Origin of the sequence: Streptomyces sp. NPDC097640 (assembly GCF_040302705.1) — a bacterium.
Lineage (GTDB): Bacteria > Actinomycetota > Actinomycetes > Streptomycetales > Streptomycetaceae > Streptomyces.
Genome location: NZ_JBEOSB010000035.1, coordinates 76,405 through 92,597, shown reverse-complemented (window position 1 = coordinate 92,597; position 16,193 = coordinate 76,405). Strand labels below are relative to the sequence as shown.

The window sequence follows — 16,193 nt, the reverse complement described above, 5'->3', positions numbered from 1 at the left end:
GACCCTCAGCGGGAGGCCGCGACCCCTTCGAGGAACGTGGGGAGCGAGGTGGCGGCGCGCCCCAGCAGGTCCTCGAGCGCGGTTCCGGCGGTGGCGAACTCGCCGCGCCGGGAGGCGTGGAACATGCCGAGCAGCATGGTCGCCCGTTCGGCGGGGACGCCGTGCCCGACCAGCCCCGCCGTCCACTCGTCGTCATCGGCGACGACGCGGCGGATGGTGCGTCCGGTGAGTTCGGTGAGGATGCCGGCGACGTCCTCGAGGTCGAGCGCCCGCGGTGCGGTCAGCGGCGGGGTCGCGCCCTCGAAGCGGGCGTCGCCGGTGAGGATGACCGCCGTCGCCTCGGCGAGGTCGTCATGGGCGGTCCATGACACGGGCCCGTCGGCCGGTGCGACGAGCTGCCCGGTCTCCAGCGCCCGGCCCAGGAGGTGCGGGATGGTGCCGACGTAGAAGCCGTTGCGCAGCGACGTGAACGGTGTGCCCGTTGCGGCCAGGTACCGCTCGGTGGCCGCGTGGTCGGGCATGGGCGCGAAGACCGAGTCGGCGTCGGCAGCCTGGTGGCTGGTGTACAGGACGCGCTGCGCGCCGGCGGCGCGGGCGGCGTCGATCGCGGCGGTGTGCTGAGCGACCGCGCCCCCGCCGGTCTCGTTCGCGGAGACGATGAGCACCTGCGTGGCGCCCTCGAACGCGTCGGCGAGGGAGGCCGGGTCGGTGTAGTCGCCGCGCCGCACGCGTACACCGTCGGCGAGGAGGCCGGCGGCGCGCCCGGGGTCGCGCACGCTGGCGCCGACCCGGTCCGCCGGGACCCGCTCGAGCAGCTGACGAACGATCCGGGAGCCGAGTTGGCCGGTGGCGCCGGTGATGACGATCATGTTTCGCTCCATCCGTGTTATCACTGGAACGCACATGACGCTATCACCGATAGTATCGGCGATAGCAAGGGTGCGTTATCGTCGGACCATGGACATCAAGCCGGGCGTCGACAGCAGATCCGGGACGCGGGCGAACCTCGTGGAGGTCGCGGCACAGCTCCTGCGCGAGCACGGCCCGAGCGGCGTCACCACCCGCGCGGTCGCCCAGGCCGCCGGCGTGCAGGCGCCGGCCATCTACCGGCTGTTCGGGGACAAGGACGGGCTCCTCGACGCCGTCGCCGAGCACGTACTCGCCACCTACGTCGCGGGGAAGAGACCCGAGCACCCCGGCGACCCGGTGGCGGATCTGCGGGCGGGGTGGGACACGCACATCGGCTTCGGCCTGGCCAACCCGGCGGTGTTCGGCCTCCTCGCGGACCCCGGCCGCGACACGCGCTCCCCGGCCGCGGCCGTCGGCCTGGACGTCCTGCGCGCCCGCGTGCATCGCGTCGCGGCGATCGGCCGGCTACGGGTCCCGGAACGCCGCGCCGTCGAGCTGATCCACGCCGCCGGCACCGGCGCCGTGCTCACGCTGCTCGCGATGGATCCGCAGGACCGGGACCCCGGCCTCGCGGACGCGATGTACGACGCGGTCGCCCGGTCGATCCTCACCGAGCTGCCCGCTGTCGCCGAGGACAGCGCGGCCGCGGCCACCATCGCCTTCCGGGCCGTCGTACCGGACCTTCCGATGCTCACCGCCACCGAGCGCTCCCTGCTGTCCGAGTGGCTGGACCGCCCCACCGGCATCCCGGCCTGAACCGGCCCTGTCCGGTGGGTCAGCCGCCGGACCCGCCGGACGGCACCCGGGACACGGCCGTCGTTACCGACCGGCTCGGAAGAGGGCTGGAGTAGACGACGCTCGTGGTGACGGAGCCCAGGGCGGCGATGCGGCCCGTGGTGCGTTCCAGGTCGCGCATCGAGCGGGCGACGACCTTGAGGACGAAGCAGTCCTCGCCCGTCACATGGTGGGCCTCCACGATCTCGGGAGTGGTGTCGAGCAGGTCGTGGAACGGCTTGTAGTTGCCCGTGGGGTAGCGAAGACGGACGAAAGCCAGGATGTCGAGCCCCAGGGCCTCGGGGCTCACGATGGCGGAGTAGCCGGAGATGGCGCCGCTCTCCTCCAGCCGCCGGACGCGTTCCGTGACGGCGCTCGGCGACATGGAGACGCTACGGGCCAGCTCGGCGTAGCTGGCGCGGCCGTTGCGTTGCAGGGCTTCCAGGATGCGTATATCGGTTGTGTCAAGGGAATCAGCGGCCATGGCCGATGGATACCACGAATTGCACGGCGCGGTGCGGGCCGGACCGTTGATCTTGAGTTCTGGGGAATGGGCGGGGAGCCTAGCGTTGAGGACATGTCCAAGACCCTGATCAGCGCCGCTCTGCGGGTGCCGCCGGCGGCACCCGCAGAGGCAGCCGCCTTTTTCGCCGCACGCCTTGCCTTCCAGGCCGATGTGTCCGATGTCCGCGCCTCGCTGGAGTCCGGCGACCCGGGCTTCGTACTCATCGACTCACGCGGGGACGAGGCATGGGAGCAGGGGCATGTCCCCGGTGCGGTGCACCTGCCGACCGCCGAGATACCGGCGCGCGCCGCGAACCTGCTGAACCCTGCCGTTCCGGTCATCACCTACTGCTGGGGGCCCGGCTGCGACGGCGCGACCCGTGCCGCGCTCGCCCTCGCCCGCCTCGGCTACCAGGTCAAGGAAATGATCGGCGGCATCGAGTACTGGATCCGTGAGGGATTCCCGGTCGAGGGTCCAAGCGGTGTGGTGCGGCGCGCGGCCGACCCGTTGACGGCGCCGGTCGGGTCCGCTCACTGCGCCTGCTAGTGCCGCTCCGCAGAAGTCCGTGGAGCCTGCGCATGCGCCCTGCGCATGCGCCCTGCGCCGTCGAGGGCGGTCGACCAGAGAGGCAGCGATACCCGCCGGATATCGCCGCTGGTCTTCCCCGGCATAACGGTGGCCGGCCCCCGACCCGCCGTGTGTACTCGGAGAGACATAGCGACACAAAAGCGCGGGAGGTCACGGTGGGTAAGTGGACGCGGGTATCGACGGCCGCCGAGCTGGTGGAGGCGGTCCAACGGCAGGTACCGACCATCGAGGTCGAGGGCGTGCTGCGGGGAATGCCGATGATCACTCTGCCGCCCGGAACGCGGCTGCGGGGCGGCACGCTGGAGTTCGGCGCCAAGGGCGTGCGCCTGACGCGGGACAACGCCCTGGAAGACATCGTGATCCACTCCCCTGAGCACGAGGTCGCCGTGCTCAACGACACCTCCGTCGACGCCCTGGGCACGCTGGAGCTGCGCAGAGTGCGTACGCGCGGTCAGGTACTGCTGCTGGGGCGGGAGTCGGTGCGCTCCGGTCACGTGCGGGTAGCGGGGCTGACAGTGGAGGCCGCCGACCTGCGCGGGCGGGTCGAACGGCCGCACGGCTTCGGCGTGGACGCCCTGCAAGGCGGCTTCACCCTGTGGAACCTGCAACCGGACCCCGCCATCGAGATCACCGCCGAGCTCCTCGACGTGGCCGCCGGCAGCGCCGACCACCCGGTTCGCGGCAGCGGGGTGTTCGTCGGCGGTTACGGCGACTGGAACGGCGTCAGCTCGGGCGGCACCGTGCGGGTGAGCCTGCTGCGCACCGGCGAGATCCACACCGATGGCGGCATCCTGGCCGGCACACCTGATCTGATCAGCGGCGGGGTCTTCGTCATCTCCGGCGCGGTGGTCGAGGAGGTCCACACCGCCGGTCCGGTCACCACGCACGGCCAGAACGACATGGTGCTGGACAACTGGGGCCAGGTGCGGAACTGGACCGCCACCGCGCCGGTGGTCTCCCACGGGCCGAGCGGCATCGGCTTCGTCAACTTCGGCGAACTCGACCGCCTGGACGTGCGAGCCCCGATCATCACGCACGGCACGGGCGCACGCGGCTTCAACCTGTACGACGGCTCGCTGCGGCACGCCTCGTTCGACTCCATCGCCACCACGGGCGACGGCGCGGTGGGCATCCAGGTCAGCAAGCACCTGCCGCGGCTGGAGGTGCGCGGCGATCTGACCACCTCCGGCGGCACCGGGACCAGCCTGGTCCGCGGCGTCCAGGTGCAGCTGAAGGCGATCGCCTTCAGCGTCAAGCCAGGCGGCAAGATCGACCAGGCGACCGTGGGCGGCCGGATCACCGCCCACGGCGATGGCCTGGTCAGCGTCGAGATCGACGGCGAACTCGGTAGCTTCGACGTCTCCGGCGGCATCGCAGCCGAAGGACGCGGCTCGGACGCGGTCCACGTCACCGGCGACGGCCCCGACCTCACCGGCGTCGAGGTCACCGCGGCCGACGGGCGGGAGACCGTCCACCGCCCCCGGTCGTAGAACTCCGCTCCCGCAGCGCCAGGCACCGGTCGAGGCGGGCTCGCGCCACGGCGCGGCCGTCGCGGACCACCGTCCGGACCGATCACACCCGTTGCGCGGTCACCCGAAACTTTCCCTCCGTGCCGGAATGTCGGCACACCTCACGAAGTGAATCCCCTGTCAACAGGAGTAAGCAATGAAGGCTTTTATCCTCGCCCGGCGGAACCTGGCCGCCCTCGCCGTGTCCGGTGCCCTGGTTGCGGGCCTCACCGGCACCCTGGTTTCGACGACGGCATCCGCCTCCAGCGCGGCGACCGCGAGTCCGGCGAACACCAGCGGTTATCCCAGCGTTGCGATCACACCGGTGCAGCGCACGGTGTACCAGGTGATCCACCAGTATCAGACCGGTCTGAATACCGGGAACACCAAGGCGATCGTCGATCTCTTCGCCCCCGGCGGCGTGGCGGAGTGGAACGACAAGGTCACCTACGCCACCCGTCAGCAGAAGATCGACGGATACGACGCGCTGTTCAGGACGGCCAAGTTCTCGACCGCCTTCGCCTACGACGCGATCAACGTCTACGGCACGACCGCCGTGGTCCGCACCCACCACCATGTCGGGCAGACAGTCATCGAGAACGGCAAGGAGGTCCAGGACTACAACCGCGAGGTTTTCGTGCTGCGCAAGACAGGCGACGCCTGGAAGATCGTGTTGTACACGTTCAACACCGACCCGGTGCAGGGCCAGGGCTGACAGCTTCCCGAGCACCACACGGGCGGAGGCGGACTGTAGTCACCGCGGCCGGCGGGCAGCAGGTCCTTCGCCGCTGCCGGTCGCAGGACTCCAGTCCGCCAGGAACCGGTCCAGGCGGGCTCGCGCCACGGCGTGGCCGTCGCGGACCACCGTGAGAAAGGCCCGCAGGACCGGAGAGCGGTCCCCGTCACGGAAGGACACCACCAGCGCGGGCAGTTCGACCACCGGCTCCACCTCGCAGGTCCACACATCGGGCCGGATTGCCGCCTTCAGGCAAGCGGGCCCGATACCCACCCCGATGCCGCACGCCGCCAAGCTGAGCACGGTGTGCACATCCCGCGTGTGGACCGTGCGCACGGACCAGCGGCGTGGGCTGTTCAGCAGCACAGCCATCCGGGCCGTCGCGGCCGGCTCCTCCTGCGGCGCCGTCACGATCAGCACCTCCGGCTCCAGCTGCTCCAAGCTCACCGTCGCCAACCCGGCAAAGCGGTGCGCCCGGCTGACCGCCGCGACCATCCGCTCGACGTCCAATGCCACCGAAACGAGCGACTGCGCCCCCGGCCCGCGGGGAGCACCGCGGGTGACGATCACATCGACCTCCCCGTCGACCAGCGCACGCGCCGCTGCCGAGGAGGACATCTCATACAGTTCCAACACCACCTCGGGGTGCGCCGCGCCGAACCGCGACACCACCGTGGGCAACAGCTGCAACAGCGCCGACCCGATGAACCCCACCCGCAAGCGCCCCGTCTCACCCCGCGCGGCGCGCCGCGCATCGACCGTGGCACCCGCCGCCTCGTCCAGCGCCCGCCGCGCACGCGCCAGGAACGCCTCCCCCGCAGCGGTGGGAAACACCCCGCGCGCCGTGCGCTCGAACAGCGGCGTATCCACCTCCCGCTCCAACGCCGCAATCTGCTTGGACAGCGGCGGCTGCGCAATGCCCAATGCCTCCGCGGCCCGCCCGAAGTGCTGGTGTTCCGCCAACGCGAGCGCATAGCGAAAATGTCGAAGATCCACCCCCGGCAGCATACGCACTGACCGTGAACGACCGGTTTGGCCGGAGAAGCCCGCTTCTCCATAGGAGACCAGCACCATCGGGAGGGATCCGCGGACGTGATCAACAGCCGCGCGACCCCTGAGTGACGGGAAAGTCACGACAGCGGAGCAGCGCCAGCCAGTGCTGTGACCGCATAGGGTCGCCGGGTTCAGAAGCCGGAACCGCATCCTCGCTCGGGAGACACCCACGCATGAATACGCCACCATCGCCACCTGGCTCGGAGCGGACCGACGAGTCAGCCGTCCGGATCGGCGTCCTCGTTCCGCTGACCCGGCCCGGCTGGGTCGAGGCGGGCCGACACCTGCTCGCCGGCCTCGAGCTGGCCGTTCGCGAAGTCAATGACGCCGGCGGTATCGCCGGAAGACCACTGGAGCTGCTGGTCCGGGACACCGCGGCCGATCCGCAGAGGGCCGCGGCGGCCGTGGACGAACTGGCTCGGCTGGGCGTGGCCGCCTTGGCGGGCGAGTACCACAGCGTCGTCGCTCGTGCCGCCGCCGCCCGGGCCGACGCCCTCGGCCTGCCGTTCCTCTGCTCGTCGGCGGTTCTCGACGCGCTCACCGACCAGCCGACGGAATGGGTCGCGCGCCTCGCCCCGGCGCAGTCCCACGGCTGGCAGATCTACGCGGACCACCTCCTCGGCGCGGGCCACAGCCGCATCGCCGTAGCGGCCGACCCGAGTGTCTACTGGGCATCCGGGGCCCGCGTTCTGCGGGACTATCTCGCTCCACGCGGCGGCACCCTCGTCGAACTCGACATGCGCGCGCTCACCCCCGAGGCGGTGTGCGACGAACTCGCCGGCAATCGCGCGACAGCCCTCCTTCTCCTGGTCGGCCATCCGGAACCGGCCGTGCCGATCGTCAAGTCCGTCCGCCGCGACCAGCGCCTCGCCGAGATCCTGATCGGTGCTCCGGCCGGACAACCGGAGTTCTCCGAATTCGCGACGCTGCTGGGCGACGACAGCGCCGCGATCCCGTTCCTGCGCTACCTGCCCGAGCGCCTCAGCCCACTCGGTGCACGAGTCGAGACGGCCCTCCGTGAGCGGCTGGGCGAAGCGCCCTCCTTCGTCGCCTTCGAGGGCTACGACACGGTCACCGTCCTCGCCGATGTGCTGCGCTCTCACGGCGCGGACCGGGCGCGCATTGCCGAATCCTGGCCGCGCGTCGCCGTCGAAGGCACCCGCGGGCAGATCCGGTTCTCCCGCACACCGGGCATCGGCGTTTGGCAATGGGCTTGGCCGCCGGTCCAGGTCGTTGACCGAGACCCGGCGGAACCCAATCGCTTTCGGATCCTCCACGCCGGCTGAGCGACCACGGCGGCGGCCCGGCGCCCCAAGGGCCGCTCGGAACAGGCCCCGCAGGCGTGGGAGGCCTCCGCGGATGGCTTGAAGGTGCCGGCCAAGACCAAAGGCCACAAGCAGTACCGGCAGGGGTTGTCAGGGACATTCGAGGGGCTCCGCAAGGGCTGTTGAGGCGGGTAGGCCGTGACGGTTGGTGGGGGAATCCCACCCGGCTGCCTTGACCTGATCCAGCCACTCAGCCGCCCGGCCATAGCCCCACAATGGGCGAAACACCACGCCATGCTTCCGACCCCGCATCTTTTGAGCTTGTTCAGGGCGGGGGTTTCTACTGGTGGGCAAATGTGACCGCTACGGTGTGAATCGGATGGTTACGTTGGCCCACCCATCCAGGCTTACGTACCGCCAGGTGCCGAGTTCGTCTGCCGTGAGCATCGCTTCGGAATACAGGGCTCCGACAAGGAGTTTCCAGGGCTCGGCTCTCTCGGCGGTTTCGTCGTGGGCCAGATCCCGTTGCGACTTGTCGGCGGCCTTGAATACGGCCGTGCGAATGTCCACGTACCGTGGCGTGTGCGCGGTCCCGGTGGTGACCCCGGCTTCGCTGATGAACGTCCATTCGGCCTGCCAAGGTCCATGCGGCATGGGTTGATCGTCCGCTCCGGCGAAGTGTTCGGTGAGTTCTGTGGGCGCGGTGCCCCTGCCGGGGTGTCACCCGGCAGGGACAGGTTCTACGCGGGCGCGATGCCTCGCTGGCGCAGGGCGTGCAGCCGGGCGATGGCCCGTAGTTGCCGCCGCTCGTACGTGGTGGCGGGGCGTACGGATGCCTGGGGCGCGCGCCAGGTGAGGCCGGTGGGACGGGTGAGGCAGACGAACGGTCCTACGAAGTCGGTGATGGTCGCGGGCATGTCGTAATGCCGGTCGTAGACCACCATGCCGACTGCGAGGTTGGGTGCGGTGCCGGTCCTCTTCGTCACTTCGACACCCGCCCCAGGTGTTGGGCAATCCGCTCGCTCAGGACGGTGGACTGTTCCCACAGTTCTTCAAGGGTCGGGCGATCGTCACCGCCCTGCGGTCCGTCGTCCTGCCCCTGCTGTGGTGGGGGCGTTGGCGGAGTGGTCATCTACGCCACCACCCTGACGCCATGGATGACGCGCGGGCCGATGTCGATTCCGTGCACGGCCAGCCACAGCGCCCGCCGACGCTGCCGCCGCGCAGCGCGCTTCGCGCGTTGCGCGTGCGTGAGGACGCACGGCCGGACCGTGGCGGGACCGGCGTCGTCCGACAGCCCGGAGAGGATGGGCGCGCCGGGCGGGGCAGGCACGCGTGCCGGACGCGGCGTCGTCGACGTGTGCTGGTGCGGCGCCGCGCGGTGACGGCCCGACGGGGGCAACAGCAGTCGTAGCAGCGTCTTCAAAATCCACGCGATAGCGTTTTCCATGCTCGCAATCTCCATGCGGTTGTGGGCCACGCCCCCGGACCGCGGTGCATGCGGTTGCGGGGGTCTTGCGTGTGGCCGCTGGTGCGGCGACTGACTGCCCCGGATATGTACCGGGTGTAGTCAACTGGTCACCAGGAGAACGCAGTTCCCCGTAGAATGGGGAGGGTTCAGCAGCATTTGCTGTAATCCGCTGCCCTGCCATGCCGCTGGCAGCGGGCGCAAGTCGGGAGGTCACAGTGTTGGACGAGTCGATCCCATCCGAGGACTTCAGCAATCCCTCTCTGAACCCGCTCCAGCGCTACGGTGCGGATGTGAGGCGCGTACGCCTGGGACGTAACCTCACGCAGAAGCACCTGGCCACGAGCACGGGCTACTCCGTGTCGTACGTCAGTGGGGTGGAGTCCGGGAAGCTGCTCCCGAGCGAGAAGTTCGCCAGCGGCTGTGACCGGGTGTTCGGGACGAACGGACTGTTCACGGGCATGCTCCACCGGCTCGAGGAGGGGGACCACCCCACGCATTTCGTGCCCTACGTCCAGTTGGAGCAGAAGGCGTCCCACATCCTCAACTTCTCCGCGACCATCATCGTGGGCATGCTCCAGACCGAGAAGTACGCTCGCGCCATCTTCCGCGCGGGCCACCCGTTCTCATCGGACGAGGTGATCCAGGGCCGGGTGGCGGCACGTATAAGGCGACGCGAGGTCTTCAGCCAGGACAGGCCGCCGAAGCTGTGGGCCGTTCTCCACGAAGCATGCCTGCGGACGCATGTGGGCGGCCCGGCCGCCATGGCCGGTCAGCTCGATTTCTTGGTGAAATCGGCTACTCGCCCCGGCATCGACCTTCAGGTGATCCCCTTCACGGCCGGAGCCGCAGCCGCGCACTCGGTGCCGTTTACGCTGCTCACCTTCAAGGACTCGCCCACGGTGCTGTACTCGGATGATCCGCAAGGAGGCAGGCTCTGCCGCACTGCGACGACGACGGCCGCTGTCGTGCAAAACTACGATCGGCTACGGGCGCACGCACTACCCCCTGACGAATCGCTGGCCTTCATCGAGACTGTGCGCGAGGAGTACACGTCATGAGCCATCACCAGAACCTGACGCCTGCCGTCTGGATCAAGTCGTCCTACAGCTCATCGTCCGGCGGTGAGTGCGTCGAATTCTCCAGGAGCTTCGCCGCGTCCGGTGTGATCCCCGTTCGGGACTCCAAGGCCCCGAACCGTCCGGCACTCGTCTTCTCCCCTGACGGCTGGTCCTCGTTCGTCTCCGCCGTCATACGCGGGGAGTTCCCCGTCTGAGTCGTCCAGCGCGCCCGGCGTATCACTGGGGGGTCACCGGGCAGGGGATCGTCGGGCGGGTCCGATTCGCGCTGCACGCCACAAGCTGCACCGAGGCGAACCCGGTACCCCGCAGATACCACCCGCCGACGACATCTCCGCCCCAGCCGAGCCGGTCTTCTGCGACCGCGAACCGCTGGGCCCGCCGCGTGGGGTCCTTGTCGTGGTCGGTCATGAAGGAGGGGGCCAACTCGGTGACCTGGTCTCTGTACCAGGCAGCGGCTTTCTCCGGGTCCTGGAAGGTGGCTTTGACCATCCTGGCCGGGCGCAGCAGCCAGTGAGGTACCTCCAGCGGCGGTACCTCGCTCGCCATGAAGGCCGGCGAGGCAGCCGCGATCTGCCTCCATTCCCGGGGCGAGATGTCCTGGACGACGAGATGCGGCGGGCGGCGCGCGGACTCGTCGTCGTACGTACGTCGCTCCCCGGACCAGCGGTAGCAGTGCCAGTGATCCGGCGTGAGTGGGAGCGGTGCTGTCATGCGGGGTACCTCCTGCGAGGGCGGGAGCGGCCACGCCCTGCGGCGGGGCTGTCCGAGGACGGGCCGCCGTCTACCTACGGCGCTTGGCGCCGCCTAGCGCGCGTACTGGCGTCCGTCATCTGCGTCGCCGGGCGTCTGCCCGCTCGGTGTCGGGGCGTCCGTGTCCGGCATGGTGTCGCCGTCGTCCGGGTCCTGGCGGACGACATGCTGTAAGCGCATCGGGCCTCCTGTGAGTTCACCCGCGCAGGGGATGTCCCCGCGCGGTTGCGCGGTGCTCGTCCCGGCTACTGGCCTGCAAGCGGGAGGCCGGGGCGAGCCTTGCTGGACGGGACCTCGGCACGGGGCCCCGGCCGCGCCGAAGTCCCTTCGCCCCTCCCTTGTCGGCGGCCGCGCCGCGGCTATGCCGACCGGCAGGGGGTTCTTGGGGGGCGGGAGGTTCCACGGCCTCGCCGGGGTCGTCGTACCTGCCGACGCTAGAAACCCGGGCCTCGCAATCGCTACAACCTTGCAGCAGCTTGCACCTGAGTTTTCTCATGAGCTCTGTGCCCCTTCGCGCCCTTGACGGTCCCGCTCGAAGAGCCCACGGTGGTGCAAGTCCGCGTAAACAACGAAGCGTTGGAGGGCATCGTGGCGCTACGGTTCATTGGCGTTGACCCGAACACCGACGAGAAGAACTGTCCCCGCGTGTGGGTGGACGATGAGAAGAAGGAACTCGTCTTCCAGGGCTGGAAGGCAGGCGAGGCCGTGGAGAACGAGGTACGGTCCACCGGGCCGCTGCCCGACTACGAGGCAGTGGTGCGGATTCCCGCGCGCATGGTGCACATTCTGAGGGAGGCATGTGATGCCATCGAGCATCCCGACGTCGTTCGATGAGCAGTTGGCCAACGCCAAGCGGTCTGCCGTCCACCTGGAGATGCGGGACATGTACTACAGCAACCCGCGCTTCGAGGCATGGCAGAAAGGCGAGCGCGTCAACTGGGACGACCGCACCTCCTGGTGGCGTCCGTTCCACCAGGACATCGCGGACGCCGTAGCCCGCGGCGTGGTGGTACGCCGTGCCCGGGTCGTCTCCGAGCCGGTCAGCGACTACATCCGCTGGGAGCACTACCAGACGCGCGCCAACGTGGCAGCGGGCGAACAGGTGCGGTGGCTGGCCCGCCGTCGAGCCGCCGACCTTCTGATGCCCGGCTGCGACTTCTGGATCTTCGACAACCAGGTGATCCGAGTCCACGACTTCTCAGGGAACGGCGACTGGCTCGGCGAGGGGTTCTTCGACGACAAGGCACTCGTCGAGCTCAACGCAACTGCCTTTGAGAGCATCTGGGAGCGGGCTGTACCGCACGACCAGTACGAGATCCGCTAGTACGACAGCACACCATGCCGCCCAGTTCCCCATCGACCAGCGCGCAGGCCGCGCGTGAAGCGCTCGCCGCGCGGCTCCGCGAGGTCCGATTGGACGCGGGGATCACCAAACGAGAGTTGGCAGTCCGGTGCGGGTGGAGCGAGGCGAAATCCTCGCGAATCGAGAACGCCCGCACCGCGCCCTCCGACGACGATCTCCGGGCGTGGTGCCGTGCCTGCGAGGCCGAGGAGCAGGCGCCCGACCTGATCGCGGCCAATCGCCAGGCCGATTCCATGTACGTCCAGTGGAAGCGGCTCCAGCGCACAGGGCTCAAGCAGCTCCAGAAGGTAAACCTGCCACTGATCGAGCGGACCAAGCACTTCAAGGTGTACTGCTCCAACGTGGTTCCCGGCTTCTTGCAGACCCCGGGCTACGCCACCGCGCTCCTCCACGCCATTGCCACGTTCCGTGGCCTACCCGACGATGTGGCCGAGGCTGTTACCGCCCGCATGGACCGTTCCGCCATCATCCGGAAGTCCAGGCGCACCTTCGCCATCCTCATGGAAGAGACGGTGCTCCGATACCGGCTCGGCGACGCGGGCGTGATGGCCGGGCAGTTGGGCTCGCTGCTCTCGGTGATGGACCTGCCCTCGGTGTCGCTTGGGATCATCCCGGCCTCTGTGGAGCGGGCCATGTGGCCTATTGAGTCATTCACAGTCTTCGACGACGAACGCGTGGACCACGAGCCGCTGTCGGCTTCCGTAAAGATCACAGCGCCTGACGAGGTGGCGCAGTACCTCAAGGCGTTCGGAGAGTTGCACCGGCATGCCGTATACGGGGCCGAGGCGCGGGCGCTGATCCTGAAGGCCATCGAGGCCCTGCCCTGACTCCGGGCGCGCGTCGTCATCTGGGCACACAGTCGCACCGCCCGATCGCGGGCTGAACGACTGTGATCAATTCCTTGCCTCCGTCGGCGACCCAGGCATAGCCTCCGGACACAACGACCGTAATTCGGAAGGCAGTTCCCATGCGTACAGCTGTCATCACCGCGCCAGAACAGGTGGAAATCAGAGAGATACCTGTACCGGACGTGGGTGACTCCGAGGTGCTCGTACGCATCGCCGCGTGCGGGGTGTGCACCATGGAGGCCAATCTGTACGCCGGACGCATGACCGTCTACCCCGCCGCCGCCGGCCATGAGATCGCCGGATGGGTCGAGAAGGTGGGCGCCAAGGCCGCCGGGCTGGACGACATGCCGGCGGTCGGTGACCTCGTCACCATCGACGGGCTCCCGCGCTGCGGCACCTGCCGCAGCTGCCGGGCCGGCCAGTCCGCCATCTGCGTCGCCCTCCAGGGCCACAAGCGCGAGGACGGCGCGATCACGATGGGCGCGGGGCTCGCGGACTACATCAAGGTGGACGCCTCGCGGGTGTGGTCCGTGGGCGACACCGACCCGGCCGTCGCCGCCATGGGCGAGCCGCTCGCCTGCGTGGTCCACTCGCTGCGCCGCGGCTCCTTCGGGGCCGGTGACCGGGTCACCGTGATCGGCGCCGGCTACATGGGCCATCTGCACCTCGCCGTGACCAAGGCGCTCCAGGCGCGCAGCGTGGCCGTGGTGGAGCGGGACGAGCAGCGCCTGGCCGCCATCGCGGCGGCCGGCGCGGACGCGGCCGTCACCCCCGACGACCTCGGTGAACTGCCCGCCGCCGACGTGGTGTTCGTGACCATCGCCTCCAAGGACGCCATCGCCGCCGCGCTGGCCGCGGTAGGCGACGGCGGCCGCATCGTGCTCTTCGGCGGCTCCCCCGGCGGGCCGCCCGCCGAGCTGCCCGGCTACGAGGTGCACCGCCGCCAGCTGACGGTCACCGGCTCCTTCAGCCATGAGCCGGAGGACTGGCGCGCGGCGGCGGAGCTGTTGCGCGGGGGCGCGCTGACGGGGCGGCTGGAGACGCTGGTCACGGCGCGGTATGCGCTGGACGAGGTCGAGAAGGCGCTGAAGCAGGCGGCGGAGACGCCGGTTTACCGGGTAGTCGTGACCCCGTAGCCCCGCGGGCGGCTCTGGGGCTCCGCGCCGGACCCCGGTCCTCAATCTCCCCCAGCTACCGCTGGGAGGTGCCCCCCGAGGGGCTGGATTTTGGGGCGCGGGGAGCAAAACCCACTTACCGAGAGGAACACCGTGCCGCAGAGAACCCTGCGCGTGGGCGTGCAGCTGCACCCCCAGCACACCGAGCTCGACCAACTCCGCACCGCCTGGCGCGAGGCCGACGCCCTCGGCGTCGACTCGATCTGGACCTGGGACCACTTCCTGCCGCACCACGGCGACCCGGCCGGCAACCACTTCGAGTGCTGGTCGCTGCTGTCCGCGATGGCCGTCGAGACCAGCCGGGCCACCATCGGCCCCCTCGTCAGCTGCACGGCGTTCCGCAATCCGCATGTGCTCGCCGACATGGCCCGCACCGTGGACCAGCTCAGCGGGGGGCGGCTGGTCCTGGGGCTCGGCGCGGGGTGGTTCGAGGCGGAGCACACGGAGTACGGCATCCCGTTCCCGGGCCCGGCCGAGCGCATGGACGCGTTCGCCGCCTCCCTCACGGCCGTCAAAGAGCGGCTGGGGAAGCTCAACCCCGGGCCCGCCGGGCCGCTTCCGCTGCTGATCGGCGGCGCCGGGCGGCGGCGCACGCTGGAGCTGGTGGCGCGCGAGGCCGACTGGTGGAACTGGTACGGCTGGGCCTCCGAGGACCCGGTCGCCGACTTCCGCGAGCTGAACGGCGTGCTGGACCAGTGGTGCGAGCGGGTCGGCCGCGACCCGGGCGAGGTGGCCCGTACGGTCATGATCAACCCGGACCAGTTGCCGCTCGTGGAGGGCTTCGCCGAGGCCGGCGCGGTCCATGTGGTGCTGTCCCTGGCCGCGCCGTACGACCTGCGCCAGGTGGAGGAGCTGCTCAAGGTGCGCGAGGCGCTGGGCGCCGGGCGGGCTTCTTGACGGCAGACGCCGCGCCGCCCCGCGAGTCCCTGGGGCGGCGCTTTCGCCTGCTCATGGGCTGTCTGCTGGTGTCCACCCTCGGCAACGGCCTCTGCTTCCCGTTCACCGCCATCTACATCAGCGAGCTGCTCGGGCTGGGCTCCCGGGCCGCGGGCGGCTACTTCATCGCGATGGCGGCGGCCAGCTTCGCGGCCGCGCTGCTCGGCGGACCGCTCGCGGACCGGGCGGGGCCGCACCGGGTGGGGGCGCTGGGCGCCGCGGCGCTGGCGGTCGGGTACGGGATGCTGGCGCCGGTCGACGCGGTGGTTCCGGTGCTGATCTCGGGCGCGTGCGTCGGGGTGGGCTTCGGCCTGTTCTACGCCTCGATCGTCGGCGTCGTGGACGCCGCGGTCCCGGAGAGCGGGCGCCGTACCGCGTTCTCCGTCCGGCACATCGTGAACAACGTGGGGATCGGGGCGGGCTCGGTCGTCGCCGGGCTGGTGCTGCACGGGGCCGAGGCCCCGGTCGGGACGCTGCGCTGGCTGTATGTGGCCAACGCGGCGGCCGCGGTGCCGCTGCTGGTGGCGATCTGGGCGCTGCGGCCGCGGGAGTCCGCCCAGGTACGGGAAGAGCAGAGCGAGCCGGGCGGCGGGCCGACCTACCGCACGCTGCTGCGCGGCCGCCCGATGGCGCTGCTGGTGCTGGCCCAGGCGCTGTTCGCGATCGTCGGCTTCACGCAGATCGAGGCCACGGTGCCACTGCTGCTGCACGACCACATGGGCGTCACGCTGGGGTGGGTGTCCGCGGTGGTGGCGGCGAACTCGTTCGCGCTGGTGGCGCTCCAGCCGCTGCTGCGACGGCGGCTGGAGCGGCTGCCGGAGACGGTCGCGCTGGCCGCCGGTCCGGTGCTGTGGGCGGCGGCGTTCGGCTGCGGTCTCGGCGCGGTGCTCGCCGGGGACTCGGCCTCGTCCGTGGTGCGGTACGGGCTGCTGCTGGCCTTCGCGGTGGTGTTCGCGGCGGGCGAGCTGATGTATTCCTCGGCGTTCTATCCGCTGCTGCTGCGCTGGTCCGGGGAGGCGGCGGTGGGCCGGGCGAGCGCGCTGGCGTCGCTGGCGTGGAACCTCGGCACGGCCTCCGGGCCGCCGATCGGGCTGTTGGTGATCGCGAACACCTCCGCGACGGGCAGCTGGGTCGCGCTCGCGGGCGGCGCGGCGGCGGCGTTCGCGGTGGCGGGCGCACTGCACCACCGGGCGGCAGAGCACCGGGCGGCGGGCGGGTGAGCTCCCGCCGCCC

22 protein-coding genes are annotated in these 16,193 nt (G+C 70.3%); 13 read left to right on the top strand and 9 right to left on the bottom strand.

Going from position 1 to position 16,193, the window contains the following annotated elements:
* Positions 1 to 5: 5 nt before the first annotated feature.
* Positions 6 to 869: an NmrA family NAD(P)-binding protein gene (locus ABTY62_RS40020; protein ID WP_352134296.1), complete on the bottom strand. Its 864-nt coding sequence runs from the start codon at positions 867 to 869 to the stop codon at positions 6 to 8.
* Positions 870 to 957: 88 nt separating this feature from the next.
* On the opposite strand from ABTY62_RS40020, the gene ABTY62_RS40015 reads away from it, so the two are divergent.
* A complete protein-coding gene (locus ABTY62_RS40015; RefSeq protein ID WP_352134295.1) occupies positions 958 to 1,665 on the top strand; it encodes a TetR/AcrR family transcriptional regulator in 708 nt (235 codons plus the stop codon).
* Positions 1,666 to 1,684: 19 nt separating this feature from the next.
* Here ABTY62_RS40015 and ABTY62_RS40010 read toward each other — a convergent pair whose 3' ends face one another.
* The gene (locus ABTY62_RS40010; RefSeq protein ID WP_352134294.1) at positions 1,685 to 2,167 is read right to left on the bottom strand and encodes an Lrp/AsnC family transcriptional regulator; all 483 of its coding nucleotides are present in this window, start codon (positions 2,165 to 2,167) and stop codon (positions 1,685 to 1,687) included.
* A gap of 93 nt (positions 2,168 to 2,260) precedes the next feature.
* Here ABTY62_RS40010 and ABTY62_RS40005 point away from each other — a divergent pair, with 93 nt between their 5' ends.
* From ABTY62_RS40005 to ABTY62_RS39995, 3 genes are all read left to right on the top strand, one after another.
* Positions 2,261 to 2,734: a rhodanese-like domain-containing protein gene (locus ABTY62_RS40005; RefSeq protein WP_352134293.1), complete on the top strand. Its 474-nt coding sequence runs from the start codon at positions 2,261 to 2,263 to the stop codon at positions 2,732 to 2,734.
* Positions 2,735 to 2,931: 197 nt separating this feature from the next.
* A complete protein-coding gene (locus ABTY62_RS40000) occupies positions 2,932 to 4,266 on the top strand; it encodes a hypothetical protein (RefSeq protein WP_352134292.1) in 1,335 nt (444 codons plus the stop codon).
* A 175-nt stretch (positions 4,267 to 4,441) separates the two neighbouring features.
* Positions 4,442 to 4,999, top strand: a complete 558-nt coding sequence (locus ABTY62_RS39995; protein ID WP_352134291.1) for a YybH family protein — start codon at positions 4,442 to 4,444, stop codon at positions 4,997 to 4,999.
* 39 nt (positions 5,000 to 5,038) lie between these two features.
* Here the strand turns inward: ABTY62_RS39995 and ABTY62_RS39990 are convergent, their stop codons facing one another.
* Complete coding sequence (locus ABTY62_RS39990; protein ID WP_352134290.1) at positions 5,039 to 6,016, bottom strand: LysR family transcriptional regulator; 978 nt, start codon at positions 6,014 to 6,016, stop codon at positions 5,039 to 5,041.
* A gap of 230 nt (positions 6,017 to 6,246) precedes the next feature.
* Between ABTY62_RS39990 and ABTY62_RS39985 the strand changes: the two genes are divergently transcribed.
* Positions 6,247 to 7,359 (top strand): ABC transporter substrate-binding protein, encoded by a 1,113-nt coding sequence (locus ABTY62_RS39985; RefSeq protein WP_352134289.1) that lies wholly within the window; start codon positions 6,247 to 6,249, stop codon positions 7,357 to 7,359.
* 342 nt (positions 7,360 to 7,701) lie between these two features.
* On the opposite strand, the gene ABTY62_RS39980 is transcribed toward ABTY62_RS39985, so the two are convergent.
* The 3 genes from ABTY62_RS39980 to ABTY62_RS39970 all read right to left on the bottom strand — a co-directional run bounded on the left by ABTY62_RS39980 (position 7,702) and on the right by ABTY62_RS39970 (position 8,788).
* On the bottom strand, positions 7,702 to 7,992 hold the full coding sequence (locus ABTY62_RS39980) for a hypothetical protein (RefSeq protein ID WP_352134288.1): 291 nt from the start codon (positions 7,990 to 7,992) through the stop codon (positions 7,702 to 7,704).
* An 86-nt stretch (positions 7,993 to 8,078) separates the two neighbouring features.
* Positions 8,079 to 8,324 (bottom strand): hypothetical protein, encoded by a 246-nt coding sequence (locus tag ABTY62_RS39975; RefSeq protein ID WP_352134287.1) that lies wholly within the window; start codon positions 8,322 to 8,324, stop codon positions 8,079 to 8,081.
* 146 nt (positions 8,325 to 8,470) lie between these two features.
* Positions 8,471 to 8,788 carry a hypothetical protein gene (locus tag ABTY62_RS39970; RefSeq protein ID WP_352134286.1) on the bottom strand — a complete coding sequence of 106 codons (318 nt, stop codon included), beginning with the start codon at positions 8,786 to 8,788 and terminating at the stop codon, positions 8,471 to 8,473.
* A gap of 236 nt (positions 8,789 to 9,024) precedes the next feature.
* Here ABTY62_RS39970 and ABTY62_RS39965 point away from each other — a divergent pair, with 236 nt between their 5' ends.
* Both ABTY62_RS39965 and ABTY62_RS39960 read left to right on the top strand, forming a co-directional pair.
* Positions 9,025 to 9,867, top strand: coding sequence for a helix-turn-helix domain-containing protein (locus ABTY62_RS39965; protein WP_352134285.1), 843 nt, complete (start codon positions 9,025 to 9,027; stop codon positions 9,865 to 9,867).
* Positions 9,864 to 10,082, top strand: a complete 219-nt coding sequence (locus tag ABTY62_RS39960) for a DUF397 domain-containing protein (protein ID WP_352134284.1) — start codon at positions 9,864 to 9,866, stop codon at positions 10,080 to 10,082. The genes ABTY62_RS39965 and ABTY62_RS39960 overlap by 4 nt, the downstream gene beginning before the upstream one ends.
* Before the next feature lie 22 nt (positions 10,083 to 10,104).
* On the opposite strand, the gene ABTY62_RS39955 is transcribed toward ABTY62_RS39960, so the two are convergent.
* On the bottom strand, positions 10,105 to 10,599 hold the full coding sequence (locus ABTY62_RS39955; RefSeq protein WP_352134283.1) for a hypothetical protein: 495 nt from the start codon (positions 10,597 to 10,599) through the stop codon (positions 10,105 to 10,107).
* A gap of 93 nt (positions 10,600 to 10,692) precedes the next feature.
* Positions 10,693 to 10,818 (bottom strand): hypothetical protein, encoded by a 126-nt coding sequence (locus ABTY62_RS39950; RefSeq protein ID WP_352134282.1) that lies wholly within the window; start codon positions 10,816 to 10,818, stop codon positions 10,693 to 10,695.
* Positions 10,819 to 11,157: 339 nt separating this feature from the next.
* Here ABTY62_RS39950 and ABTY62_RS39945 point away from each other — a divergent pair, with 339 nt between their 5' ends.
* From ABTY62_RS39945 to ABTY62_RS39935, 3 genes are read left to right on the top strand one after another with little or no spacing between them, the layout of a single operon-like run.
* Positions 11,158 to 11,472, top strand: coding sequence for a hypothetical protein (locus ABTY62_RS39945; protein WP_352134281.1), 315 nt, complete (start codon positions 11,158 to 11,160; stop codon positions 11,470 to 11,472).
* Positions 11,441 to 11,962 (top strand): DUF6879 family protein, encoded by a 522-nt coding sequence (locus ABTY62_RS39940; protein WP_352134280.1) that lies wholly within the window; start codon positions 11,441 to 11,443, stop codon positions 11,960 to 11,962. Before ABTY62_RS39945 ends, ABTY62_RS39940 begins: the two co-directional genes overlap by 32 nt.
* A gap of 14 nt (positions 11,963 to 11,976) precedes the next feature.
* Positions 11,977 to 12,828 (top strand): helix-turn-helix domain-containing protein, encoded by an 852-nt coding sequence (locus tag ABTY62_RS39935; RefSeq protein WP_352134279.1) that lies wholly within the window; start codon positions 11,977 to 11,979, stop codon positions 12,826 to 12,828.
* Positions 12,829 to 12,844: 16 nt separating this feature from the next.
* Here ABTY62_RS39935 and ABTY62_RS39930 read toward each other — a convergent pair whose 3' ends face one another.
* Positions 12,845 to 12,970, bottom strand: coding sequence for a hypothetical protein (locus tag ABTY62_RS39930; RefSeq protein ID WP_352134278.1), 126 nt, complete (start codon positions 12,968 to 12,970; stop codon positions 12,845 to 12,847).
* 61 nt (positions 12,971 to 13,031) lie between these two features.
* Between ABTY62_RS39930 and ABTY62_RS39925 the strand changes: the two genes are divergently transcribed.
* From ABTY62_RS39925 to ABTY62_RS39915, 3 genes are all read left to right on the top strand, one after another.
* Positions 13,032 to 13,985, top strand: coding sequence for a zinc-dependent alcohol dehydrogenase (locus tag ABTY62_RS39925; protein ID WP_352134277.1), 954 nt, complete (start codon positions 13,032 to 13,034; stop codon positions 13,983 to 13,985).
* 132 nt (positions 13,986 to 14,117) lie between these two features.
* Entirely contained in the window at positions 14,118 to 14,921 is an 804-nt protein-coding gene (locus ABTY62_RS39920) for an LLM class F420-dependent oxidoreductase (protein ID WP_352134276.1), read from the top strand.
* Positions 14,918 to 16,180, top strand: coding sequence for an MFS transporter (locus ABTY62_RS39915; protein ID WP_352134275.1), 1,263 nt, complete (start codon positions 14,918 to 14,920; stop codon positions 16,178 to 16,180). The genes ABTY62_RS39920 and ABTY62_RS39915 overlap by 4 nt, the downstream gene beginning before the upstream one ends.
* The last annotated feature ends 13 nt before the right edge of the window (positions 16,181 to 16,193 follow it).

Excerpts from the sequence above, each read along its gene's own strand:
- ABTY62_RS39985 (WP_352134289.1), top strand. The coding sequence starts at position 6,247 with ATGAATACGCCACCATCGCCACCTGGCTCGGAGCGGACCGACGAGTCA.
- ABTY62_RS39930 (WP_352134278.1), bottom strand. The coding sequence starts at position 12,970 with ATGGGAACTGCCTTCCGAATTACGGTCGTTGTGTCCGGAGGCTATGCC.
- ABTY62_RS39940 (WP_352134280.1), top strand. The coding sequence starts at position 11,441 with ATGCCATCGAGCATCCCGACGTCGTTCGATGAGCAGTTGGCCAACGCC.
- ABTY62_RS39980 (WP_352134288.1), bottom strand. The coding sequence starts at position 7,992 with ATGCCGCATGGACCTTGGCAGGCCGAATGGACGTTCATCAGCGAAGCC.
- ABTY62_RS39995 (WP_352134291.1), top strand. The coding sequence starts at position 4,442 with ATGAAGGCTTTTATCCTCGCCCGGCGGAACCTGGCCGCCCTCGCCGTG.
- ABTY62_RS40005 (WP_352134293.1), top strand. The coding sequence starts at position 2,261 with ATGTCCAAGACCCTGATCAGCGCCGCTCTGCGGGTGCCGCCGGCGGCA.
- ABTY62_RS39970 (WP_352134286.1), bottom strand. The coding sequence starts at position 8,788 with ATGGAAAACGCTATCGCGTGGATTTTGAAGACGCTGCTACGACTGCTG.
- ABTY62_RS39955 (WP_352134283.1), bottom strand. The coding sequence starts at position 10,599 with ATGACAGCACCGCTCCCACTCACGCCGGATCACTGGCACTGCTACCGC.
- ABTY62_RS40015 (WP_352134295.1), top strand. The coding sequence starts at position 958 with ATGGACATCAAGCCGGGCGTCGACAGCAGATCCGGGACGCGGGCGAAC.
- ABTY62_RS39950 (WP_352134282.1), bottom strand. The coding sequence starts at position 10,818 with ATGCGCTTACAGCATGTCGTCCGCCAGGACCCGGACGACGGCGACACC.
- ABTY62_RS39960 (WP_352134284.1), top strand. The coding sequence starts at position 9,864 with ATGAGCCATCACCAGAACCTGACGCCTGCCGTCTGGATCAAGTCGTCC.
- ABTY62_RS39935 (WP_352134279.1), top strand. The coding sequence starts at position 11,977 with ATGCCGCCCAGTTCCCCATCGACCAGCGCGCAGGCCGCGCGTGAAGCG.
- ABTY62_RS40020 (WP_352134296.1), bottom strand. The coding sequence starts at position 869 with ATGATCGTCATCACCGGCGCCACCGGCCAACTCGGCTCCCGGATCGTT.
- ABTY62_RS40010 (WP_352134294.1), bottom strand. The coding sequence starts at position 2,167 with ATGGCCGCTGATTCCCTTGACACAACCGATATACGCATCCTGGAAGCC.